Origin of the sequence: Rhodoferax sp. (assembly GCF_010365055.1) — a bacterium.
Taxonomy (GTDB): Bacteria; Pseudomonadota; Gammaproteobacteria; order Burkholderiales; family Burkholderiaceae_C; genus Rhodoferax.
Genome location: NZ_JAAFHA010000063.1, coordinates 1 through 23,532, shown reverse-complemented (window position 1 = coordinate 23,532; position 23,532 = coordinate 1). Strand labels below are relative to the sequence as shown.

Below are 23,532 nucleotides of genomic sequence, written 5' to 3'. Positions count from 1 at the left end.
AAACCTTACCCGTGGTTAAAGGTTCCGCGTGCCATCGCTCGTCGGAAAATCAAGAAACATGGCCACGACTGGAAGCCAAAGTAAGTGCCATTCACGTTAAGGGCACTTTGCAGGTAGATATGAATGACAGTTGGCAGGCCGCCAAAACTTGAAAGTTGAACTGCTATATGGCTGCCAGTGGTGAGCGGCCGCAATGTGTCTTCAAGAGTCAGTCGCCGCTCAATTGAACACCATTTCGAGTGAAGGGCAGGTCAAGACGGTTATGGAAAGATACGCATAGCAATCTTCTCCAGACAGACGGCCACATAAATCCATCAACCTGCCTTGTAGGAATCGCAAAGCGCGCGGCAAGGCGATCCTGACTTATCTGGCCCAGCGATCAGCGTGAACCACGCCAAGTGCCGCCTCAAACCCCAAACATATCCCCATCGCTCTGCGCTGCAGGCGGCGTGACACCCAGGTGCCGGTACGCCGCCAGCGTGGCAATACGCCCGCGTGGCGTGCGCTGCAGGTAGCCTTGCTGGATCAGGTAGGGCTCAATCACGTCTTCGATGGTTTCACGCTCTTCGCCAATGCTGGCGGCGATGTTGTCCAAGCCCACCGGGCCGCCGTCGAAGCGGTGAATCACCGCTTCCAGCAGCTTGCGGTCCATCAGGTCAAAGCCTTGCGGGTCCACGTCGAGCATGACCAAGGCGCGGTGGGCGATGTCGAGCGTGATCTCGCCCGCGCCTTTCACGTCGGCGTAATCGCGCACGCGGCGCAGCAGTCGGTTGGCAATGCGCGGTGTGCCGCGGGAACGCCGGGCAATCTCAAAACCTCCCTTTTCATCGGTCGGCACTTTGAGCAGGCCGGCACTGCGCGTGACGATGCGCGCCAACTCCTCGGCGCTGTAGAACTCCAGCCGCGCCACGATGCCAAAGCGGTCGCGCAGCGGGTTGGTCAGCATGCCGGCGCGGGTGGTCGCGCCGACCAAGGTGAAGGGTTGCAGGTCGAGTTTGATGGAGCGCGCCGCCGGGCCTTCGCCGATCATGATGTCGATCTTGTAGTCTTCCAGCGCCGGGTACAAGATTTCTTCCACCACCGGGCTCAGGCGGTGAATCTCGTCGATGAACAGCACATCGTTCTTTTCCAGGTTGGTCAGCAGCGCCGCCAGATCCTTGGGTTTCTCCAGCACCGGTCCGCTGGTTTGGCGCAGGTTAACGCCCAATTCATGCGCGATGATGTGCGATAACGTTGTTTTGCCCAGGCCAGGGGGACCAAACAGCAGCACATGGTCCAGCGCCTCGTCGCGCATCTTGGCGGCGCTGATAAAAATCTGAAGCTGTTCGCGCACCTTGGCCTGCCCCACGTATTCGTCGAGCAGCTTGGGCCGCAGGGCGCGCTCCACGGCCTCCTCATTCGGAGACGCGGGCGCGCCCGACACGATGCGTTTGGGCGGCGGGGCGGCAAAATCGTCGGTTTGAATGCTCACGGTCGGTGGGGCTGCTGAAGGGAGCTTGACTATAGCGTGCGGCAGGGCCCGCAAACTCAAGTGCAGCTGTGAATTGGTCGATAAGCAGACATGCACACCATTCGCCTCCAGGCCGCTGCGCGCGGTTTCACATGGGTAACCCTGGCGATGGCCATGGGGCTTGTCAATCCGGGCTGGGCCGCCGACGCTGGCACAGCCGCTGTAGACAGCACCCATGCCGCGCCCGTCAGAAAGTCGGCGGCAAGCGCGCCGGCCGCCAAGAGCATGAGCGAGCAGCTGCGCGAGGCGGTGGCCGGCGGAGCAGCCGCCAACAAGCGCGTGACGCTGGTGGTCAACGGCAAAGAAAAAAAATACATCACGATCCCTGCCGGGAAACCCGTTGTACCGGCTGAGGCCGCGCAGAACAGCGCGGACACCGGGCACCAAGCCGCGGCCGAAGCTGTCAGGTCCGCTGTTGTGCCTGCTGCCGCGCCCAAGCGTGCCGGCAAGGTCGTCAGCCCGCAAGCCAGCCGCCAGTCCATTCGTGCCAAGGCCGCCGCTATGGTTGGCCACGAAGCGTCCACCGTCACGGGTGATGCCCACCTTGGCGGCCACAATGATGACGTGCATTGGAGTTATGAGGGCGTGACTGGGCCTCAGGCCTGGGGCCAGCTCAAGCCTGCGTTCAATCTGTGTGCCATTGGGATGCGCCAGTCGCCGATCAACATTGATGAGTCACTGACCCTGCAAGGCCCGGCCGAACCCCTGCAATTCAATTACCAGCCCAGCAGTGCCAGCGTGGTGAACAATGGGCACACGATCCAGGTCGATGTTGCTGGCGACAACGCCGTGACGGTGCGTGGCTCCACCTATAAGCTGGTGCAGTTTCACTTCCATGCACCCTCAGAGGAGAAGGTCAACGACCAGGGCTTTGCCATGGTGGCGCATTTGGTGCACAAAAATGCCGAGGGCCAATTGGCGGTGGTCTCGGTGCTGCTGCAACCAGGCGCGGCCAATGCCCTGATTCACAAGGTCTGGACCTACATGCCGCTCGACATCAATGACCGTGTGCACATGCCTGCTGGTTTGATTGAAATGAATGAGTTGCTGCCCACAGACCAGCGCTACTACCAGTTCATGGGGTCACTCACCACGCCGCCGTGCACCGAAGGGGTGCTGTGGCTGGTGGTCAAACAGCCCAGCACGGTGAGCCCGGCACAGATCAGACTTTTCACACAACTGTTCCCCCACAACGCGCGCCCGGTGCAGGCGCTCCATGGGCGGGCGGTGCGCGACGCCCAGTAGGAGACCGCAGCCATCGCAACTGCGGCAGGCAGCGGTGCTGCTCAACGGGCGTGGGCCGTCCAAAGAAAGGCGACAATTACGTCATGAATACACCAATCCAGCCCAGCCCCTTCGCGCCTCTCAAGAACGACACCTTCCTGCGCGCCTGCCTGCGCCAGGCGACCGATTACACCCCGATCTGGATGATGCGCCAGGCCGGGCGCTTTTTGCCGGAATACCGCGCCACGCGAGCCAAGGCCGGCAGCTTCATGGGTCTGGCCACCAACACCGACTACGCCACCGAAGTCACGCTGCAGCCGTTAGAGCGCTTCCCGATTGACGCCGCCATTTTGTTCAGCGACATCCTGACCGTACCCGACGCCATGGGCCTGGGACTGTCGTTTGCGATGGGTGAGGGCCCCAAATTTGCCCATCCGGTGCAGGACGAGGCGGCGGTGGCCAAGCTGGCCGTGCCTGACATGGACAAGCTGCGCTATGTTTTTGACGCCGTCACCTCGATTCGCAAGGCGCTCAACGGCAAAGTGCCGTTGATTGGTTTTTCGGGCAGCCCTTGGACGCTGGGCTGCTACATGGTCGAGGGTGCTGGCTCGGACGATTACCGCTTGGTCAAGACCATGCTCTACAGCCGCCCGGACCTGATGCACAAGATTTTGCAGATCAACGCCGACTCGGTGGCGCAGTACCTCAATGCGCAGATCGAAGCGGGTGCCCAGGCCGTGATGATTTTTGACAGCTGGGGCGGTGTGCTGGCCGATGGCGCGTTCCAGGAGTTCAGCCTGGCCTACACGGCCCGGGTGCTGGCACAGCTCCAGCGCGAGCACGCCGGGGCGCGCATTCCGCGCATCGTCTTTACCAAAGGCGGCGGGCCGTGGCTTAAAGAAATGGGGCAGCTTGACTGCGACGTGCTGGGCCTGGACTGGACCGTCAATCTGGCCAAAGCCCGCGCCCTCGTGGGCGACAGCAAAGCGCTGCAAGGCAACCTGGACCCCAATGTGTTGTTTGCTTCGCCGACCCAAATTGCGGCTGAAGCCATCAAAGTGCTCGACAGTTTTGGCACGCCCTATGCGGGTGAAGGCACCGGGCCAACGCATATTTTCAATCTGGGACATGGCATTAGTCAGCACACACCTCCGGAGCATGTGGCGGCCCTGGTGCAAACCGTGCATGAACACTCGCGCAAGATGCGGGCCTGAGGGCCTCTTGAGTGGGTCGGTGCCAAGCCTCGTCGTCGCTTGACGCTGAACGCCTAGCACCTTTTAGTGCGCATGTGGCTTCCGGCTGTTTAACTTATGCACATAAATTTGCTTATGTAAAGAAGTAATGCTGTGCTTCGTGGTTCTTTGCTATTAAACAAATAGCGATTACAAGCCATTGATTTATAACGAGTTTAATTTTTGCCGGTTTTGTGGGCAATTTGATGAAAGCCTTGATTTGCAAGGCTTTGGAGCCCATCCGGTCAATCTATCAACAAAGTTATCCACAGAAATTCTGGATGTCTGCCAAATCACTTATGAATCAAGGGCTTAAGCCAGTTTCCGCAAGTTCACATCAACATGATGTGCAAAGTTGGGTTCGGGCATGACCCATCAACTGGCGGTTCTGGTTCATACGCCAGTCCACAGTGCCGTGGCCGGTCCCTTGACTTATGTCAGTGAGCTACCACTTACCGTCGGCACATTGGTGCGTGTGCCGCTGGGTCAACGCGAACTGTTGGGCGTGGTCTGGGATACGCCCCGTGAGCCCCCAGCGGTCGCGTTGGATCCGAAAAAATTGCGTCCGATTGCCAGCGTCCTGGACGGCATTGCCCCGCTGAGTGCCAGTTGGCGTCAGCTGGTGACATTTGCGGCCAACTATTACCAGCGCTCCGTGGGCGAGGTGGCGCTGGCGGCCTTGCCACCGCAGCTGCGGGACTTGAGCACTCAGCAATGGGGCCGTCGACTCAAGCGTCAGGCCAAAGCGTCTGGCCCGGTTGGTCCCGTTTCCAGTAGCGCTGAAAAAAAGATAGCGCTTAGCCCAGAGCAGACGGGGGCTATAGCCCAATTTAATATAAATTCAGGACCATTTCTGTTGTTCGGTGCCACCGGCAGCGGCAAGACCGAAGTCTATTTGCAGTGCGTCGAACAGTTGCTCGCGCGTGAGCCCGATGCCCAGGCGATGGTGATGGTGCCCGAGATCAACCTCACGCCGCAGCTGGAAGCGCGTTTTGTGGCCCGTTTTGCGCCGCTCTACGGTGACAGTGCGGTCGTGTCCATGCACAGCGGCATGACGCCGGCGCAGCGCTTGAAGAGCTGGCTGGCGGCGCACAGCGGCAGCGCGCGCATCGTATTGGGCACGCGCATGGCCATCTTTGCCTCGCTACCCCAGCTCAAGCTGATCATCGTGGACGAAGAGCACGATCCCAGCTACAAGAGCGGCGAGGGCGCCCGCTACTCGGCGCGCGACTTGGCGGTGTACCGCGCTCGGCTGGACGGGGCCAAGGTCATGCTGGGCTCGGCGACCCCGTCGCTGGAAAGCTGGCACCACAGTCGCCCGGCCAGCGAGGGCGGGCGCTACCTGCGCTTGGACATGCTCAGCCGCATCGGCAGCGCTCCCGCGCTGCCTGCGGTTCAAGCCGAACGAGAACCTGTGGCCAGCGATCTCGCCGCTGCCAGCGCCGGTCTGCCGCTGGTGCGCAGGGTGGACATGAACCACCAGCCCAAGCACTGCGTGATTGCGCCACCCTTGCTGGCCGCCATTTCAGAGCGCATTGCCCGTGGCGAACAAAGCATGGTCTTCCTGAACCGGCGCGGCTACGCCCCGGTGCTGCACTGCCTTGATTGCGACTGGAAGAGCGAATGCCCGCACTGCAGCGCCTACCGGGTCTTTCACAAAATCGACCGCACGCTGCGCTGCCATCACTGTGGTTTTGCCGAGCGCGTGCCACGTGCTTGTCCCGCTTGCGGCAACCCCGACATCGCCCCGCTGGGCCGCGGCACCGAGCGGCTGGAAGAACACCTGGCCGAACTGCTGTTGGATGTGCGCCGCCCCAACTCGGTTTGTGCGCAATGGCCCGAGGGCGAGCCGGTGCGCATCCTGCGCATTGACGCCGACAGCACCAAACTCAAAGGCGCGCTGGAATCCCAACTGGGGCGCGTGCACGCCGGTGACGTTGATGTGCTGGTGGGCACGCAGATGATTGCCAAGGGGCATGACTTTCGCCGTATCACGCTGGTGGCGGCGGTGAACCCTGATGGCGCCTTGTTTTCGAGTGATTTCCGGGCGCCCGAGCGCTTGTTCAGCCTGCTGATGCAAGCGGCCGGCCGCGCCGGGCGTGACGCCGACATCAGCAGCCAGAGCGAAATGTGGCTGCAAACCTTTCACCCGCAGCATCCCTTATTTGAGTCCTTGAAGCGCCACGACTACCCGACGTTTGCGGCGCAGCAGCTCAAGGAGCGCGAGCAGGCCGGTATGCCCCCCTTCAGTTTTCAGGCGCTGGTGCGGGCCGACGCGCGCAGCCAGGAAATCGCGCAAGGATTTTTGACGGCGGCAAGTAGCGCCGCTGGCGCCATGGAGAACGCCGATCAACTGCTGGCGCAACTGACGCTTTACCCGGCGGTGCCCATGAGCATCCAGCGCGTGGCCAATGTGGAACGGGCGCAAATGCTGATTGAAAGCCCATCGCGTGCGGCGCTACAACGTTTTTTGGCGGCCTGGCAATTGGTGCTGCACAGCACGCGCAAGCAGCCGGCCGGGCGCGGTTTGCTGCGCTGGGCGATTGACGTTGATCCTTTGGCTATTTAGGCTGTAGCCCCCGTCTTTTATGCCTTGGTAGCTCATTTAATAAGAGCTAAATGGCGATGCAGCGCGCGCTGACGGCCCGCTGCTGACCCGACCGAACTAGACCTGTCCCGTCTTGTTGATCTTGCTTGGCGAATAGGTAAACACTTCACTCGACAGCGTGCCGGGCGTGGCGTTCAGATTGGGTTGCGAAGTGTCCAACTGACTCTTGACCTGCTGCTGCACCTGGACCGCGCTGGCGCTGGCAATCCACAGCGATTTGATGTGGTCCATCAATACTTTGGAGATCGGCACTGGCGGCGGGTCTTCGACCTTTTCAACGACCGGGCGATGAATGGTCCAGTCTTTTTCAGAGGTGGCCGCCTCAGAACCACGCCGCCCCGGATCAGACACGCTGCTGTACACCGCCTCGCCGGTGCTGGGTTTGTGGGCCTGGTTCACCAGGTTGATCACACTGGGCGTTGGTTCAACCGGCGTGATGGAAGCCTGATCTGGCGGATTCACGGGCGTCACCGGCATGACTCTGGCGGCCGCAACTGACACCGCCTCATTGCCAGCAGGCCGAAGATTGGGGGTTCGTTCGAGGGGCGGTAGTTGCATTTTGTGTGGGCGACAGATCAGGTCTGGGGCTTTTCTCCGTGTTCGTAACTTCTTAACGGCAGATTTAGGGGGTTATTTAGGGCTATTTCTAAAATAATTCAATTATTTTTGAATGGGCTGGGTGTTTTGACTCACGCGCGCAGCACGCACTTCTCGTAAAGCCCGAGCATGCGCCCGGCCGGGTCGTACTTGGCCTTGAGCGCCTGATAGTGCGACAGCCCGTAGGCTTGGGCAAACTCTTCCGGTGTGAAGTAGCTGTCCGAGTAGAGTGATTTGATGCCGCCCAGCCGCATCACTTCCCGCTCCACCAGCCGGTTGAAGTGGCCGGGCTCGTAGGCGCGGGTCGTTTCGACCACATCCCAGAATCCGAAGTTCACATAATGGCTGTCGGGTGCCAGGGGAAACAACGTGAAACTTGCATCAGGAGCAGGCCCACGTACCGGACAAATCCAGATCGGCAGGATGCCGATCTCGCGCAGCAGAAAGGCGAGGAAGTCGGATGCACCGGCGATCGGAATATCGACGTCCTGGATGACGGATTCAGTAAAGCGCCCGCGCCAGCGCGCCAGGCGGCGCGTCAGGCCCCAGCGGGCGTTCCAGCGCATGACGCGGGTATAAAAACGTGAATTGAGCCTGTCTTTGCCGAGCAGGCGCCGCACCAGCGGGTGCTGCGCGTGCAGGTTCTTGGAACACCAGAACCAGTCGGTGTCCCAGCGCCAAATGTAGTCCTGCACTGTCAGGTAATCGAGGGGCTTGTCCGCTAGCGAGCGGTAGTAGATCTGTTCAAAGCTGTAGTCACTGAGCCAGGGCGCGGCATCGACGAAACTGGCGCGGTTGATGACTTGCTGCTGCGCGCCGAACACCACGCCATCGACAAAGTCGGCATCGCCCTGGCAGTGCGCGGCGAGGTCGCTGAAGAACGCTTGCGGCGCTTGATACTGCAAATGTTCCACCCTGACGTACGGCTTGACCGGCAAGGTGCGCAGGCGCAGGCGCAGTGCATAGCCCAGCGTGCCGTAGGAATTGGGAAAACCGAAGAACAGGTCGCGGTGCGCGTTGTCGGGTGTGCAGTGCAGCATCTCGCCGCCGGGCAGCAGCACGTCGAGCTCCAGCAGGGTGTCATGGACGAGGCCCTGCCGGTGCGAGGTGGCCTCGATGCCGACGCCCGCGACCGCGCCGCCCACGGTGATGGTCTTGAGCTGCGGCACCACCGCCGGCATGACACCGTGGCGCAGTGTCTGCGCGACCAGTTCCTCATAACTTGTCAGGCCTTCAACATCGACCCAGCCGTGTTCCGTGTCGATGTCGATCACATGGCAAAAGTCGCTCAGGTCCAGCCTGCGCTTGGCGCCCTCGTGGCGATCGCGAAAAAGGTTGGAACTGCGCTTGCCCAGACCGAGCGGCACACCAGTTCCCCCGTCGCCGAGTTGCATCGCGGTCAGCAGTTCGGCCCGGCGACGGGCATGGGCCAAATTCTCAGGTGTCATACAGGTGCGCCCGGCTCATCGGATAGCTGGTCGGTGTGACGTTGCCCTTGCTGAAGACAATCTGGAACAGGTGTGTGTAACCAGCCGGTGAGCGGAACATTTCAGCGCAGCCCACCAGATAAGTGCGCCAGACCCGGTAAAAACGTTCGTCAAAGCGTTGCGGGTCGAGCGCCCGGATGGCCTCCCATTGCGCCTCAAAACGCCGTGCCCACTCGTCCAATGTCAAGGCGTAGTGACGGCGCAGGTTTTCAATGTCGAGTACCTCCAGCCCGCAGCGTTCCATCTCGATGATCACCTCGGACAAGCCGGGAATCCAGCCGCCGGGAAAGACGTGCTTGCGGATGAACAGGTCGGTCTCACGCGGTCCGACATGGCCAATGAAATGCAGCATGCCCAGCCCGCCGGACTTCAGGAGGTCGGCATGGGCCTGGATCACCGCGGCCAACTGGTCACGCCCGGCATGTTCGAGCACGCCAATCGACACCACCTTGTCATATTGGGCATCGACCTCTCGGAAGTCGGCGTCGTGCACCGCAAGCTTGTCGTCCAGGCCACGGCGCGTGATTTCGCCGCGCAGCCAGTCGACCTGCTCGGTCGTGGTGTTGACGCCGGTGCCGAGCGCGCCCAGCCTGTCCCACGCGCGGAACATGAAGCCGCCAAAGCCGCAGCCGATGTCGACAAAACGCTCGCCGCGCGTCAGCCTGATCTTGCGGCAGACATGGTCAATTTTTTGTTCTTGGGCCTGCTCCAGCGTCTGCGTGCCCTCGGGCCAGTAGCCGCAGGTGTACATCAGCAGCGGCTCGTCGAGCCAGAGCCGATAAAACGCATCCCCCAGGCCATAGTGAGCACGGGCATTGGCCTTGGCCTGGGCCGGGCTGCGGTTTGAATAACGCAACTCATGAATGCCGTTTTCCATGGTGATCAAGGCCTTGCCGTGCATATCCAGGCCACTGAGCAGGCCGGCCGCCAGTGCCGCCCCGAAATCACCCTCGACGTCGACGCCCTGGTCGAAATAGGACTCCAGCAGACCGATCTGCCCGCGCGTGAAGGCCTGCAGCAGCGCGGCATCGGAGCGGAATATTACCGTGAATGCCGGCTCTCCCCGGCCTGCGCGGTAGCGGCTGCCATCGGGTAGCCCGATCGAAAACGGCATTCCGGTACGGGCCTGCAGCGAGTCGACGATGTTTTGCATGGGAAAAAGCATGCGGGGTTCTCCGGTTGGGTACGCCAGCCCTGATGTCAGCGAACTTGATTTAATCTGCTTGTTGGCGTCGAGGCTTGCGCAAAATCAAACGACCCAGCGCAGTGACCAACCGTTTGCCATTCGTCCGTTTTGAAGCGGCTCCAGGCGGCAATCGCCAACGCTGAATATCTGGTGGAGCCATCGCAGGGCAGAGGGGTCTGCCTCGGTCAGACGGAAGCGCTTGAGCTGCAGTGGAATGATCTCAAGCTGCAGCAAACGCCCATCGGCCAGCGCCAGCGTCGGGAAGTAGAGGCAGCCGACATCGCTGCGAAGACTGCCGTGCGGGCCAATGCTTTCGTAGTCGTTGATCAGGTCACCGCAACCATAAAGTATCAACTTGCGGCGGTAAACCTCCGTTTGCAGCGGGTGGTGCGATGAGTGGCCGTGGACGATGTCGGCCGCGCCGAGATCAATCAACCGATGCGCAAAGTGACGATGCGCCGCTGGCACCTCAAGTCCCCAGTTGCCACCCCAGTGGATGGAGACCAGAATCAGGTCGCCGGCAGTTCGTCGGCGCGCCACATCGTCGGCAAGCAGACACGCCGTGGCATCTGACAGATCGGGTAATAGCGCGACGCCGGGACGCTTGGGCGCGGCGGACCAGCCGGCCGGTATGCCACTGCTGCTGGTGCCGCAGGCGAACACCAGAAAGCGAGCGCCCCCGGGCAGCGGCAGCGTCGCTGGCGCCCAGGCCTCATCGCCATCGGCGCCGGCACCGGCGGTGTGCAGACCGGCCTGTCGCAAAACCCGAAGCGTCTCATTCAGGCCCGCGCGACCCCAGTCGAGTACGTGGTTATTGGCCAGCACGCAGCAGTCAATATGCGCAACCGTCAGGCAGTCGACATTGGCGGGGTGCATGCGGTAGTGAATGCCCTTGTCAGGCCAAGCAGCGGCGGCGGTGGTGACGGAGGTCTCCAGATTGACGATGCGCAGGCTCGGGTTGACCTGCGTTATGGCGGTCAATGCGTCGCCCCAGACATAGTCGGCCGACACAGGCCTGGGTATGGGCCCGTTAATTTCTTCGGCCAGTCGCACATAGTCCCGCGCATCCTGGATGTAGGACTCGTAGAGCACGGGTAGGCTGGGTTGCCGCAAGATCTGGTCGATACCGCGGCCGGTCATCACATCGCCCGTCAACAGCAGCGTCACGCTGGCTTGTGCTGGCACGCGTCTAGCCTTTGATGCAGATCAGCGGCGTCAGACGGGCGACTTTTTGCGCCAGCCCGGCCGCCTGGGCGGCATCCACCACGGCCGTCACGTCCTTGTACGCGCCCGGAGCCTCTTCGGCAACGCCGCGCGTGGACGGGCTGCGAATCAGGACGCCGCGCCCCGCCAACTCGTCTATTACCTGTCGGCCCTGCCAGATATTGGTGGCCGCGTGCCGGCTCATGGCCCGGCCAGCGCCATGGCAAGCCGACGCGAATGCCCGCGTCTCCGAGGTGGCGGCGCCTGCCAGCACATAGGAGCTGGTGCCCATGGAGCCGCCAATCAGCACCGGCTGCCCGGCCGCACGCAGGGCCGCGGGCAGTTCCGGGTGGTCCGGCCCAAACGCCCGCGTTGCGCCTTTGCGATGCACGTAAAGCTGGCGCAAGTGCCCGTTCACGCGGTGTTCTTCCAGCTTGCAGGTGTTGTGAGACACGTCGTACAGCAGGGGCATTTGCGCCGCCGGCAGCAGCCGGGCGAACACCTCGCGTACCAGGTGCGTCAGGATCTGCCGGTTGGCCAGCGCACAGTTGATGGCGGCGCGCATGGCGCCAAGGTATTCCTGACCGAGCTCCGAATGGATCGGAGCACAGGCCAGCTCGCGGTCCGGCAGGCTCAAACCATGGCCCGGCGCTTGAGCCACCATTCGGCTCAAGAAGTCGGTGCCGATCTGGTGCCCCAGACCGCGCGAACCGCAGTGGATCATCACCACCACGTCGCCCAATGCCAATCCGTAGCTCTGGGCAATGGCGTCATCAAACAGCTGCGTGACCTCCTGCACTTCGAGGTAGTGGTTGCCGCTGCCCAGTGTGCCCATCTCGTCACGCTGGCGCCGCTTGGCTTGTTCGGACACCAGGGCCGGTTTGGCGTGCAGCATCTGCCCGTGTTCTTCGATGCGCGCCAAGTCAGCATCGAGCCCCCAGCCGCGCCCGACCGCCCATTTGGCACCGCCTGACAACATCGCGTCCATCTGGGCGGCGCCCAGCCGGATGGCACCGGTGCTGCCCAGGCCGGCCGGTATCTGCGTGTACAGCGCATCCGCCAGCGCGTGCTGCACGGCCAGGATGTGCTCGCGCCGCAGCCCGGTCAGCAGGCAGCGCACGCCGCACGAGATATCAAACCCAACGCCTCCGGCGGATACCACGCCGCCGGCATCGGCGTCGAAGGCCGCCACGCCGCCAATCGGAAAGCCATAGCCCCAGTGCGCATCCGGCATGACGTATGAAGCGCCCACAATGCCGGGCAGCGTTGCCACGTTCACGGCCTGCTCCAGTGCCTTGTCGTCCATGGCGCGCAGCAAGGCGTCGCTGGTATAAATCACCACGGGCACCCGCATGGCGCCGCTGGCAGGCAGCTCCCAGTGACAGGGGCCGCATTCCTTCAGGTTGTTTCGGTTCATCACACGTCCACCACGGTTTGCGCCAACCAGAGACCGCTGTCCGTCTGCGCTACGCGCAGGGCGGTGAAGGTGGCGCCTTTGACCTCCACGGCCGGCTGGTGCCGTTCGCGCGAGAGCAATTCACCCGCCGCGGTAGCGTGCAGGTGCGGCCCGTCGATGGCCACGTGAAACCGCGCAAACAGCATGTGACGCACCGCCATCTCAAAGACAAGCGCATTGAGCCAGCTGACCAGCAGCATTTCATCGTTGGCCGCCTCGCAGTCGATCGCCACGGTGTCCTGCGCGGCCACGCGGCTGGGCTCGGTGATGACCGCTGTCAAAGCCAGCGCGGCCTGCTCGAATGCGCCCGCCTTGCTCGTGGCGAGGCCGCGCACGCCGATGTCTGCGCCATGTTCAAAATGTTCCCAGTGGCCGCTCATTTTCGCAGCCGCCTGTCAACCTCTGCGGCCAGCTGCTTGAGCGGCGGCGCAACGGTCACGCAGTAAGGTGCTGCGGCCGGTGTCAACGCGCGTAAGGAGGCCGGCAGTCTGGCCGCTTCGGCGCGCGCATGCTCGCGCACCGCGTTGAGACCGGGCACATTGGCCAGCCGCCGCCCTTGCCACATCACCGGCACCAGCAGCGGCTCACCCGGCGCAGCATCGTCAACCGTCGTCAGCCTATCGCCCGCCATACAGCCGTCAGCCCCATAGCTGCGGTACACCTGCTTGCGCCCGGGCCAGGTGGCTTTGCCTTCGGACTGCTTGCGCCGGGGCAGTCCGGCATATTCCTGCAGCTTGTAGGCGCAATCCAGATAGGGGCGATCTGCCGATGTGTTCATGCGGGTACCGACGCCGAAACCGTCGATCGGTGCGCCGGCTGCAATCAATTCGGCCAGCGGGTATTCATCAAGGTTGCCGCTGGCAAAAATGCGGATGCCGGGCAGACCACCCTCATCCAGGATGCGCCGCACCTGGCGCGCATGCGCCCCCAAGTCGCCACTGTCCAAGCGTACCGCCTGGATGGTGATGCCTTGGCCCGCCAACTTCTTCGTCAAAGGCAGCAGGCTGCGCGCCGCTGCTTCCGTGTCATAGGTGTCGATGAGCAACGTGGATGTCTTGGGCTGCGAGCGGGCGAAGTGCTCGAAGGCAGCGACTTCGTCATCATGGGCCTGAATGAATGAGTGGGCCATCGTGCCGTAAAGTGGGATGTCCCAGGTCATGCCGGCCAAAACGGTAGAGGTGCCGTTGAAGCCGGCCAGGTAGCTGGCCCGGGCCGAGAGCAAACCCGCCTCGGCACCATGGGCACGACGCAGGCCAAAGTCCACCAGCAATTTGTCCGGTGCCGCCAGGCGTACCCGCGCTGCCTTCGAGGCCACGAGGCTCTGAAACTGCAACAGGTTGATGAGGCGCGTCTCCACCAGCTGCGCCTGTGGCAGGGGCGCGACCACACGCAAAATCGGCTCGTCAGCAAAGAAAACCGTCCCCTCTGGCATGGCCTGCACATCCCCCATGAAGCGCAGATCCCGCAGCGAATCGACGAAGTGGCTGTGGAAGCGTCCGCACCCGGCCAGCCACTCCAGCTCCGCGGCGGTGAAACGCAGGTCTTCCAGAAAATCCAGTACCTGCTCCAGCCCCGCCGCCATCAGGAAGTTGCGCCCGGGCGGCAGCTTGCGCACAAAGAACTCGAAAACCGCGGTGTCATTCATGCCTTGGTCAAAGTAGGCCTGCAGCATCGTCAGCTCATAGAGATCGGTGAGCAGGAGACTGGTGCGCTCAGTCATGGTGATATCGCCCCGATGTGGTTCAGGGTCACGGCCCTGGCACCTTGTTTCAGCATGTCGGCAACGGCGCGTTCACCATCACCGGGCTGAACATCCACCGCTCGCACGGCGTCTTGCAGTAACAGCGTTTGATACCCGAGCTTCAAGGCGTCACGCACCGTATGGAGCACGCAATAGTCGGTGGCCAGACCGCCAATGAAGAGGCGACTGACCCCCGCTTTGCGCAACAAAGGGTCGAGTTCGGTGTCTTCAAATCCGGAATAGGCATCACGCTGCCGGTCGGTCGCCTTGGAAATGACGATCACATCAACGGGCAGCTTGAGCCCTGACGCAAAGTTGGCCCCCGCACTGCCTGCCACGCAATGCGGTGGCCACGGACCGCCTTGTGGCCGAAAAGAACAATGGTCGCTCGGGTGCCAGTCGCGCGTGGCCAGCACCGGTAACCCGGCCTGCTGGAACGCGGCCAGATAGCCGTTGAGCACAGGGATAACCTCATCGCTCTGGGGCGCCGCTAGACTGCCACCGGCGAGGAAATCTGACTGAACGTCAACGATCAGCAGTGCGTCGCCGACTTGCAGTGAAATGGGGTGCGTATGACTCGACATGATGCCCCCAATTCAAAGTATTGCGATCCACTTTGTAGCGTCACCACTACCCTAAAAAAAGGATAGTCGACGTACGGGAAAGGTGTATTGAGAATTGTCAGCGTAGAGCACGGTCACTGGCCCACGCCGCGAGCCATGGTGGCAGCCAACAAGGGGCGCAGCTGATTCAGCGTCCGGGTGTTGAGCACGTTGCCGGCCTGCAGCCAGCCGCGCCGCGCCTGGCTGACCCCGAAGCGCAAATTGTCAAACTGCAGGCGACTGTGCGCATCCGAGTTGATGCTGACGAGCACGCCCTCGCTCTTGGCCATCTGGCAGGCGACATCGCACAAGTCCAGCCGGGCCGGATGCGCGTTGAGTTCCAGAAAGCAGCCACGCTCGCGTGCCTTGCGGATGATGCGGCTCAGGTCAAAGTCACAGGGTTGCCGCTCGTTGATCAGTCGTCCCGTGGGATGCGCCAGAATGCTGAAACAGGGGCTGTCCATGGCCCGCAGCAGCCGATCCGTCTGCTTGTCCTGCGTCAAATTGAAGCCACTGTGCACGGCACCCACCACGAGGTCAAGGCGACGCAGAAGTGCATCCGGCAAGTCGAGTGTGCCATCTTCCAGGATGCCCACTTCGACGCCTTTGAGCAAGACAAAGTCGCGCAGACCGGCATTGATTTCATCGATGCGGTCGATTTGCCGCGAGGGCCCGTCCGCGTCCAGACCGTGCGCCAATGCCAGGCGTTTCGAATGGTCCGTGATCGCCAGGTACTGCAGACCGTGCGCGCGCGGCCTCGGCCATGGCCGCAATCGGGTCGCCACCATCGCTGTCTTTGGTGTGGGCATGCAAGTCGCCGCGCAGGTCAGACAGCTGCAGCAGCCGGGGCAGAGTGCCGCTGCGTGCCGCTTCGATTTCTCCTCGGTCCTCGCGCAGTTCCGGTTCGATAAAGGGGAGGCCCAAGGCCTTGTAAACCGCCTCTTCGGTGTCGGCCTTCTTGTTTCGGTCCGGGTGATATTTTAGGGCGAGCTCGCGAAAAGCATCCTTGATCGCCTTCGCGTCTGCATCCCGGGCAACACCCAGTACCTCGTAGTCGTCACGTTGCGCAGCCACGGCAGTTCAATGACTCCGGTTTATTTTCTTCTTTTCAGGCGGGTGGGCAAACGCCTGGCGCAAGGCGCTGAGCTCAGCCACCCGCGCCGCCACCCGGCGATTGATGCTCTCCATCGGGTACTGACCGTTCGTCCCAGCGTCTCCTGCCGGCACCCCGGTGAGAATCGCCATCGCCTGATCGACATGATCAACCGCGTAGATGTGGAACTGCCCATTCTCTGCTGCCGCGACCACATCGCGGCGCAGCATCAAGTGCTTGACGTTGGCGGCGGGTATCAATACGGCTTGCTCACCGGTCAAGCCACGTGCCGCGCAAATATCAAAAAAACCCTCGATTTTTTCATTGACGGCCCCAATCGCCTGCACCTGTCCCAACTGATTGACTGAACCCGTCACAGCGAGCGATTGCAGCAAGGGCACATTGGCCAGGTTGGACAGCAGCACACACAGTTCGGCCAAGGACGCGCTGTCGCCTTCGACCTGGCCATAGGACTGCTCAAACACCAGGCTGGCAGTCAGAGACAAAGGCTGATTGCGTGCGTAGCGGGCGGCGAGAAATGAGGAAAGGATCAGCACCCCTTTGGAGTGAATGGCGCCGGAGAGCTTGACTTCGCGCTCGATGTTGATCATCTCGCCCTGGCCCAGGCGCGTCGTGGCGGTGATGCGGGTCGGCTGGGCAAAGGCGAAGTCCCCCAGTTGGAGCACCGAGAGAGCGTTGATCTGGCTGACCACCGCGCCTTGCGTGTCGATCAGCAATGTGTCGCGCAGAATCGCTTCATGCAGCTGGGTGCGCAGGCGATCCTGCCGATGAATCTGGGCGTCGATCGCCTCTTGCACGTTATGGGTGGTCGTCACCGCAAGTCCTGCCTCGCGCGCCCAGAAATCGGCCTCCTGCAGCAAATCCGCAATGCTTCGCATATGGGCAGACAGGCGCTGCGCATCGCCGACCAGCCGCGCGCTGTGCTCAATCACCCGCGCGACGGCGCTGCTGTCGAGCGGCAATAGTTGTTCTTTCGCGCAGAGCGTGGTGATCAAGCGGGCATACAGCAGATGAGTCTCGGCACTGCGCTCAATGCGGTCCTCGAAGTCTGCCGCCACCTTGAACAGTTCAGAAAAATCGGGGTCGTACTGCTGCAGCAGGTAGTAAAACAGGCGATCGCCAAACAGCACAATCTTGACGTCCAGCGCCATCGGCTCCGGCTCCAGCGAGACGGTGCTCACCAGGCTGTACATCTGCCCCAGCGATTCGATGCGAATCTCGCGCGCCTGCAAGGCGCGTTTCAGGGCGTCCCACGCAAACGGCTGCATCAGCACTTTGCGCACGTCGAGCAGCAGGTAGCCGCCATTGGCGCGGTGCAGTGCGCCCGGTTTGATCAGGGTGAAGTCCGTCACCAGTGCGCCTAGTTGGGCAATGTGCTCGACCCGACCGATCAAGTTGCTGTAGGTCGGGTTGTCCTCGCTCACGATCGGGGCGCCGCCGTGCGCACCGTTGCTGACCAGCACATTCACCTGGTAGCGATGAAAGGTCTTGCGGGTGACCACCATCAAGCCAGAGAGGTTGGCCGATTCCTCCTCATTGCGAAAGTCGTCGGCGTTCTCGATCATGTCCTGCTGCACGAGGTCGAGGTAGGTCGGGATTTCAGGCAGATCCGAGAATCGGGCGCGCTGTTCGTCCATCACATGCGTGACGACCGCACGCGTGGTCTCGCGGTTAAGCTGCTTGATCTGTTCGCCGCGCTCTTTCATCCACTGGGGCACATGGCTCAATATCTTCTCAAGTCGTTCCTGCAGCTCAGCGATCACTTGCCTGATCCGGTCTTTCTCCTCCTGCGGCAGTTTTTCGTACTCGTCGGGCGTGATCACTTCCTGGTTGCGGGTGGGGGCAAACGCAAACCCGCCCGGTGTGCGCAGCAGCACGATCTGCTGCTTGACAGCGTCCTCGCCCAGTTCCTTGAAAGCATTCTCTTGCCGCCTGGTGAATTCATCCTGGATGGCCCCCGCCTTGGCCCGGTACTCATCACTCTCAAACAAGGCAGGAATGGCAGAGCGCAAGTAGTCAACCAATTGCGCCATCTGCTGCTGCAATTCCTGGCCCTTGTCCGATGGCAGCCGGATGGCCCGGGGCTTGTGCGGCTGCGCGAAGTTGTTGAGGTAGCACCAGTCGGACGACTTGGGCTCGGCCTTTGCCTTTTTGGCCAGGAACTGGCCCACCATGCTGCGTTTGCCCACGCCAGCTGGCCCCAGGACAAAGATGTTGTAGCCCTCACGCCGGATGCCCGCGCCGAAGCGCACGGCCTCCGTGGCGCGGGTCTGGCCAATCAACTCGCTTAAGGCCTCCAGTTCCGCGGTGGTCTGGAACCCAAATTGCGCCGGATCACACGCGTGATGCAACTGCCGGGTTTCAAGCGCACGTGGGGGCAACAGCACCGTGGGATTTGTCATTTTGGTTTGTTTTCCCGGTACTCGGCATCCATGACCTTGCCCCGGGGCCCATCGCCGCTGGGGTTGGCTTGCGGGCCCGCGGCTCCTACATGGGGCTGCGGCGAGGGGCCTTGCCAGCGAGTCTCCGCACAAGGCCCCCCCTTTTCGGCTTGCCCCGATTGGGTGTAGAGCGTGGCGCCGGCCTCTTTCGGCACCTTTTTCAGGCCTTCAGCACGGTCCGCGGCCTGGGCAACATCCTTCTTGAGCAGCGCATCTTTGGTCTCTCGCAAGGCGGCTTCGAGCCGCTTCTTCAACTCGTCGGTGAGTTTGTCAGCGAAGTTGGCCAGCATTTTCTCGGCTTCATAGCAGGTGCCATCGGCGGCATTGAGCTTTTCCGCATCGTCGCGGCGATTTTTGTCGGCATCGGCATAGCGCTCGGCATCTTCGACCATGCGCTTCTTTTCACTCTCTGGCAGGCGGGTGGAAGACGTGATGCTGATGGACTGGGACTTGCCGCTGGCCGTATCGCACGCCGAGACGCTGAGGATGCCGTTCGAGTCGACGTCGAAGGTCACCTCGATCTTGGGCACGCCGCGCGGCGCCGGCGGCAGGCCGTCCAGCGTGAACTCACCCAGGCTGGTGTTGTCAGAGGCCATGGGGCGTTCGCCCTGAAAGACGTGAATGGTCACGTTGGTCTGCATGTCCTTCGGGGTTGGCGGCCGCCTGGCGCCGGGCCGGCTCGCCGACCAGCATCTGGCCATCCGCCGTCAGGGCGACATAGCTGGGAAACGCCTTGCCACCGATGCTCATGCCCTCGGCGCTGGGGATGATGACCGGGCGACCGCCGCGCAACACGGCAGCGGCAGAGTTGGATGTTCCGAGGTCAATTCCGATGATCGTCATGTCTTACTGCCTGTCAATATCTTGCAACTCCATAGGCTGGCTGCCCCGTGCCAAAGCCTTGTCAGAACGTCTATAGGTGCGAGTGTGCCGGCATGGTTTTCATGCAAAAAAACGGCGCAGGCGCCTGAATCATGACACCGATATGGACTTGGTCTGGTCTTTGCCTTCTTTGGGCAGGCGAACCGTCAGCACGCCATTCTTGAAGCTGGCCTGGGCCTTGTCGATGTTCACGTTGCGCGGCAACGGGATGGCGCGCTGGAAGGAGCCATAGGCGCGCTCCATGACGTGGTAGGTGCTGTCACTGGTTTCGCGCTCAAAGCGTTTTTCGCCGCTGAGATAGAGCGTGTTGCCTTCAATCGTGATCTGGCAGTCGTCCTTGTCCATGCCGGGCAACTCGATGCGCACCAGCACGTCCTTGCTCGTTTCCTCCAGTTCGCCGGCCAGCAGACTCCAGTTGGGAAACGTCGCGAGGGCGCTGCCTGCGGCTGGGGTTTCTTCTTTGTGGCGGGTGAATTTGGTCAGCGATTCGCTGCCGCGGCTGAGCAATTCGCGCCAGCCCTCAGACAGACTGTCCCAGGCACGACTGATTTCGTGCCCAATTTTTTCACCGGTTTTCTTCAGGGAGTCCAGCATGTGTCTTCTCCGATCGTCTGATTGAGTCAATCCGCTGCCGCGATGGGCCGGCGCCATCCAGCTTGATTCATCTGGAAGAACGCTGAAACGGACTGCACCCACTCTAGTGCGACGGATGACCGGGGGCTTGATATTTCACAATGAGGCCGGCCATGCTGAAAAAACAGACCTTCATAGCTATTAAAATAGTAGCATATAGCGCTTATTGAATGCGGGCTAGAGGCTGATTTGGCATATAAAATCGCCATCCTGCAGCCCGCCCGCCGTCCCAGCTGGCGAGCGTTTGCAACAGGCTGGAATGCTAGCGCCGCTGCACCGCGTCAATGCCAAGCACGCAGCAGTCATCAAAGCCGTGCCCGGCCGCGATCAGCTGGTCCATGCGGCTGGCCACCAGGGGTAGCACGGCCAGGGGTCGATCGCCCGCGGTCTCCAGCATGAGCCGCACGTCCTTGCGCGCCATCGTCAGCTCAAAACTCGGCGCGAAGTTGCCCTTGGCCATGTTCAACCCACGCCCGGCGACCATGGCGTTCACGTCGAGAAAACCCAGGAGTCTGACGGCGTCTTCGCCGCTGACCGCGCTCGCCTGCGCCATTGTCAGTATGTCGGCCATCAATGCGGAAACGCCGAGGATCATGGCGTTGCCAAACAGCTTGTTGACAGCGGCCAGGTCTGCGCGCTCGCCCATGTATTCCAGTCGGCCCGTCATTCTGGTCAATTCAGCCTGCACGCGTTCAAAAAGTGCCTTGGGTCCAGCGACCATCATCGTGCCCTGCGCCTGGCGTGCCGCTGGCGGGCCCATGAAAACCGGGCAATGCAGGTAGTTCACGCCTTCAGCCTGCAGCCGTTCCGCTCGCGCCTTGGTAAGCAGTGGCAGCGTGGTGCTGTGGTCAACGATGATGGCGTCGGGTGCCAGCCCGGCGCGCGCGGCCGCCAGCACCTCGTCCACCACCGCGTCATCTTTGAGCACGAGGTGAACGCGCGATGCTTTGCGCACCGCCTCGGCCGGGCTGACTGCGGCGATCACGCCAAACTGTGCCAGTGCCTGGACTTTGGCGGGTGAACGGTTCCAGGCAGTGACGGTGTCGCCACGTTGGGCGGCCGCCTGGGCGAAGGCGGCGCCGAGCAGGCCGGTGCCGAGAAAAGCGATGGTTGACATAAGTGGGTCCTCGAAGAAATGTCTGGAAGAGAGAACAGGGCGCTGACTCAGCCAAACTCTGGATCGGCGCCAGCCGTCATTTTGAAATAAATTCCTTAGCTATCCGCTGTACATCAACCCGTGCCTTCAGTCGGGCTGCCAGCAAATACATGCCACCGAGCTTGCGATGCAAGAACAGGGTGTCTACCGGTGGTATGTGCCAAAAATCCCGGCCCAGCGCCAAGTCCATGCCGGCCGCATGCAGGCGCTGCCCAATGTCAGATCCCCCAAAATCGTAGTCTCCCCCGAGACGAAATGGCTCCAGTGCGATGGCAACCATGCCCAGCACCGCGGCCTGATGCTTTTCCTGGGTGCTGGCATCAAAGTAGCCCAGTGACAGCGCCGCTTTTTGCACCGCTTGCTGATCATCCGCCGCCGCGCCCGTCAGCAGTCGACGGTAGCCCCTGACCATGGTGTCCTTGTAGGGGCGGGTGGCACCAAAATCAAGCAGGATCAATTGCCGCGACGCGGTGTCATAGCGGTAATTTGCAAAATTAGGGTCGGTCTGAACCAGCTGAAACTCAAAAATCTCCCGAAACAACAGGCGCACCAGCAGCGCGACGATCCTGTCGCGCTCTTCCTGCGGTGCATCAACCATCGATTCGACCGGAATACCGCCCACGAAGGACATGGCCAGCACACTTTGGGTCGTCAGTTCGGCATGCAGTTCGGGCACCAGGAACTCTGGCGCGTCAGCCAGCAAGCTGGCGTAGCGCTGCAAATAGTCGGCTTCACGCAGGTAATCGGCTTCTTCGCGCAGTTGACGCTTGGCCTGGGTGAGCAGCGGTTTGATGTTCAGCGTGTTGGGCAGCAAGCCCGACATGCGCAGCAAAGAAGCCACATTGTTCACGTCGCTGTCAATACTCTCTCTGACCCCCGGGTATTGGATTTTGATGGCCAGATCGTGGCCGCTCTTGGTCTTGGCCCGGTGGACCTGACCGATGGATGCCGCCGCGATCGGGGTGAAAGAAAATTTGTCAAATTGCTGCTTCCACTGCGCGCCCCAGTTGTCATCGAGCACGCCCTGAACCTGCTTTCTGGGCATGGCCTGCGCGTCTGAGCGCAGGCGCGCCAGAATGGCGGCCAGCTCCGGCGGCAACATGTCGCCGGCGTCCATGGAGATCATTTGCCCCACCTTCATGGCGGCACCGCGCAATTGCGCCAGTTGATGGGTCACCCGGCGGGCATTGGCGGGTGTCAGCAGCAGGTCGCTCAGGCGTGGGCGTTTGCCCTGGGCCAGTTGGCGGGCGCCCTCCATCAACATGCCGCCTGCAACCCCGGTGGCCATGCTCCCCAGGCGCGCCAACCGGGACAGGCGTCCACGGGGGACGGGCGCGCTCGATGATTTATCTGAAGTGAGCAAAATTCTTGGTACCAGGGTGAAGTGCAAAGGTCATTTTGTCACCGCGGCGGCAAGGTCTTGTGCGAGCCGCCACAATCTCCACATTCTTTGAAAGCAAGCACAGCGCTTGACGGCCATGATCAACAACCAACGCTTTGTGAAATCGACCCAATGGATGCGCCCTGTCATTCGATGGTCGACCCGTTTTTCTCTGAACTCGCCGCGATGGTTGCCCGCCTCTGTGCGCAACGCACCGTTGCGCTTGTCGTCATTCATCCTGCGCTGCTATCACCTGGCCCTGCGGCAATAAGCGGGGGGAACAGGTTCAACATCAAGCCGTCGACGGTGCTCAGTCAAGACTCAGTCAGTGTGATTGCCGAAGTTCACCGTTCTATTAGCGCCCCGTGACCTGGCCAGCCGGGACATGCCCTTGCCAAGAACGGCTCAGCCGCGTCTCCTCGTGACTTTAGCGCCCGAGCGGAGCCGGTAGTGGCTGCTCAACCAACCACCCAGATATTGAATAAACGTCCATGAGCGCCTTGCCTTCAATTGTGTAGTGGATCTCGGCACCCCTGGACACATCGAGGAGAGGAAGGGCCGCCTGCAATGCGAGTCTCGCCGCGGGAAGGTCATTGACCTCAATGTCGATTCTGTGGAAGGCGACGACACGAGAGCCGTTAGGCTGCTTATCGCCCAACGAATCACCCCAGCCGATGACCGAGCCGATCCCGGTCTCCCTCAGAATTTGGTCGATTTTGTCCGCGCGCTGCCGTACCTGATCAACGAGGGCTGCGACGATTGGGATCTTGACGTACACAAAGAGCGCTGGAGCGTAGGTCATCAGCTAGTCTAGCGGCTCGTCGCGGCCATTCGGCTGGCATGGCAGGAATGCACGTCAAAATGACGGAAACAACGCGGTGTCGAACTACGGAATTGGACGACCTGGTCCCTGGGTACCGTTGGCGCGCGCCGACAGATAGGCAAAGAGATCCACAATATGGGCGCTCACACGGGGCTCGCCTTCCCATGCAGGCATCGTGAGCAACGGTCCCTTGCGCTGAACGATATCCTCGATCAGGGCCTCCCTCGCTGCGCTCTCGCTGCCGGCTTTCCCCGCC

General features: G+C 61.8%; 21 protein-coding genes and 2 pseudogenes. 3 read left to right on the top strand and 20 right to left on the bottom strand.

The features are described from left to right. Nucleotides 1–406: 406 nt before the first annotated feature. Nucleotides 407–1,471, bottom strand: a complete 1,065-nt coding sequence (gene ruvB, locus GZ093_RS13985) for a Holliday junction branch migration DNA helicase RuvB (RefSeq protein ID WP_296486876.1) — start codon at nucleotides 1,469–1,471, stop codon at nucleotides 407–409. A 90-nt stretch (nucleotides 1,472–1,561) separates the two neighbouring features. Between ruvB and GZ093_RS13980 the strand changes: the two genes are divergently transcribed. From GZ093_RS13980 to priA, 3 genes are all read left to right on the top strand, one after another. After that, complete coding sequence (locus tag GZ093_RS13980; RefSeq protein WP_296486874.1) at nucleotides 1,562–2,755, top strand: carbonic anhydrase family protein; 1,194 nt, start codon at nucleotides 1,562–1,564, stop codon at nucleotides 2,753–2,755. An 83-nt stretch (nucleotides 2,756–2,838) separates the two neighbouring features. Further along, entirely contained in the window at nucleotides 2,839–3,948 is a 1,110-nt protein-coding gene (gene hemE, locus GZ093_RS13975) for a uroporphyrinogen decarboxylase (protein WP_296486873.1), read from the top strand. 385 nt (nucleotides 3,949–4,333) lie between these two features. Further along, complete coding sequence (priA, locus tag GZ093_RS13970; protein WP_296486871.1) at nucleotides 4,334–6,535, top strand: primosomal protein N'; 2,202 nt, start codon at nucleotides 4,334–4,336, stop codon at nucleotides 6,533–6,535. 96 nt (nucleotides 6,536–6,631) lie between these two features. Here priA and GZ093_RS13965 read toward each other — a convergent pair whose 3' ends face one another. The 19 genes and pseudogenes from GZ093_RS13965 to GZ093_RS13875 form a co-directional block, all read right to left on the bottom strand. Further along, on the bottom strand, nucleotides 6,632–7,132 hold the full coding sequence (locus GZ093_RS13965) for a hypothetical protein (RefSeq protein WP_296486870.1): 501 nt from the start codon (nucleotides 7,130–7,132) through the stop codon (nucleotides 6,632–6,634). Nucleotides 7,133–7,263: 131 nt separating this feature from the next. Continuing rightward, nucleotides 7,264–8,619, bottom strand: a complete 1,356-nt coding sequence (locus GZ093_RS13960; RefSeq protein WP_296486869.1) for an FAD-binding oxidoreductase — start codon at nucleotides 8,617–8,619, stop codon at nucleotides 7,264–7,266. Then, nucleotides 8,609–9,823: a cyclopropane-fatty-acyl-phospholipid synthase family protein gene (locus GZ093_RS13955; RefSeq protein ID WP_296486867.1), complete on the bottom strand. Its 1,215-nt coding sequence runs from the start codon at nucleotides 9,821–9,823 to the stop codon at nucleotides 8,609–8,611. The genes GZ093_RS13960 and GZ093_RS13955 overlap by 11 nt, the downstream gene beginning before the upstream one ends. Before the next feature lie 84 nt (nucleotides 9,824–9,907). Beyond that, nucleotides 9,908–11,029, bottom strand: a complete 1,122-nt coding sequence (locus GZ093_RS13950; RefSeq protein WP_296486865.1) for a CapA family protein — start codon at nucleotides 11,027–11,029, stop codon at nucleotides 9,908–9,910. A 4-nt stretch (nucleotides 11,030–11,033) separates the two neighbouring features. Next, nucleotides 11,034–12,464 (bottom strand): RtcB family protein, encoded by a 1,431-nt coding sequence (locus GZ093_RS13945; RefSeq protein ID WP_296486864.1) that lies wholly within the window; start codon nucleotides 12,462–12,464, stop codon nucleotides 11,034–11,036. Beyond that, entirely contained in the window at nucleotides 12,464–12,883 is a 420-nt protein-coding gene (locus GZ093_RS13940) for an archease (protein ID WP_296486861.1), read from the bottom strand. Before GZ093_RS13940 ends, GZ093_RS13945 begins: the two co-directional genes overlap by 1 nt. Further along, complete coding sequence (locus tag GZ093_RS13935) at nucleotides 12,880–14,223, bottom strand: nicotinate phosphoribosyltransferase (protein WP_296486860.1); 1,344 nt, start codon at nucleotides 14,221–14,223, stop codon at nucleotides 12,880–12,882. Before GZ093_RS13935 ends, GZ093_RS13940 begins: the two co-directional genes overlap by 4 nt. Further along, nucleotides 14,220–14,828 carry an isochorismatase family protein gene (locus tag GZ093_RS13930; RefSeq protein ID WP_296486859.1) on the bottom strand — a complete coding sequence of 203 codons (609 nt, stop codon included), beginning with the start codon at nucleotides 14,826–14,828 and terminating at the stop codon, nucleotides 14,220–14,222. Before GZ093_RS13930 ends, GZ093_RS13935 begins: the two co-directional genes overlap by 4 nt. A gap of 113 nt (nucleotides 14,829–14,941) precedes the next feature. Next, nucleotides 14,942–15,794 (bottom strand): annotated as a pseudogene (locus GZ093_RS13925) (PHP domain-containing protein); the annotation flags it as partial. A gap of 39 nt (nucleotides 15,795–15,833) precedes the next feature. Continuing rightward, nucleotides 15,834–15,920, bottom strand: a pseudogene (locus GZ093_RS13920) (hypothetical protein); the annotation flags it as partial. A gap of 6 nt (nucleotides 15,921–15,926) precedes the next feature. Next, nucleotides 15,927–18,362, bottom strand: coding sequence for an ATP-binding protein (locus GZ093_RS13915; RefSeq protein ID WP_296486858.1), 2,436 nt, complete (start codon nucleotides 18,360–18,362; stop codon nucleotides 15,927–15,929). Beyond that, on the bottom strand, nucleotides 18,359–18,997 hold the full coding sequence (locus tag GZ093_RS13910) for an Hsp70 family protein (protein ID WP_296486856.1): 639 nt from the start codon (nucleotides 18,995–18,997) through the stop codon (nucleotides 18,359–18,361). The genes GZ093_RS13915 and GZ093_RS13910 overlap by 4 nt, the downstream gene beginning before the upstream one ends. After that, the gene (locus GZ093_RS13905; protein ID WP_296486854.1) at nucleotides 18,987–19,244 is read right to left on the bottom strand and encodes an Hsp70 family protein; all 258 of its coding nucleotides are present in this window, start codon (nucleotides 19,242–19,244) and stop codon (nucleotides 18,987–18,989) included. The genes GZ093_RS13910 and GZ093_RS13905 overlap by 11 nt, the downstream gene beginning before the upstream one ends. 129 nt (nucleotides 19,245–19,373) lie before the next feature. Beyond that, nucleotides 19,374–19,877 (bottom strand): Hsp20/alpha crystallin family protein, encoded by a 504-nt coding sequence (locus GZ093_RS13900; protein WP_296486852.1) that lies wholly within the window; start codon nucleotides 19,875–19,877, stop codon nucleotides 19,374–19,376. Between the two features lie 301 nt (nucleotides 19,878–20,178). Continuing rightward, the gene (locus GZ093_RS13895) at nucleotides 20,179–21,033 is read right to left on the bottom strand and encodes an NAD(P)-dependent oxidoreductase (RefSeq protein ID WP_296486849.1); all 855 of its coding nucleotides are present in this window, start codon (nucleotides 21,031–21,033) and stop codon (nucleotides 20,179–20,181) included. A gap of 76 nt (nucleotides 21,034–21,109) precedes the next feature. Next, nucleotides 21,110–22,360 (bottom strand): AarF/ABC1/UbiB kinase family protein, encoded by a 1,251-nt coding sequence (locus GZ093_RS13890; RefSeq protein WP_296486847.1) that lies wholly within the window; start codon nucleotides 22,358–22,360, stop codon nucleotides 21,110–21,112. A gap of 105 nt (nucleotides 22,361–22,465) precedes the next feature. Then, nucleotides 22,466–22,690: a hypothetical protein gene (locus GZ093_RS13885; protein ID WP_296486845.1), complete on the bottom strand. Its 225-nt coding sequence runs from the start codon at nucleotides 22,688–22,690 to the stop codon at nucleotides 22,466–22,468. Nucleotides 22,691–22,880: 190 nt separating this feature from the next. Continuing rightward, on the bottom strand, nucleotides 22,881–23,255 hold the full coding sequence (locus GZ093_RS13880; RefSeq protein WP_296486843.1) for a hypothetical protein: 375 nt from the start codon (nucleotides 23,253–23,255) through the stop codon (nucleotides 22,881–22,883). Between the two features lie 84 nt (nucleotides 23,256–23,339). After that, the coding region (locus GZ093_RS13875) for a hypothetical protein (protein ID WP_296486841.1) at nucleotides 23,340–23,532 on the bottom strand (193 nt) is incomplete at its 5' end.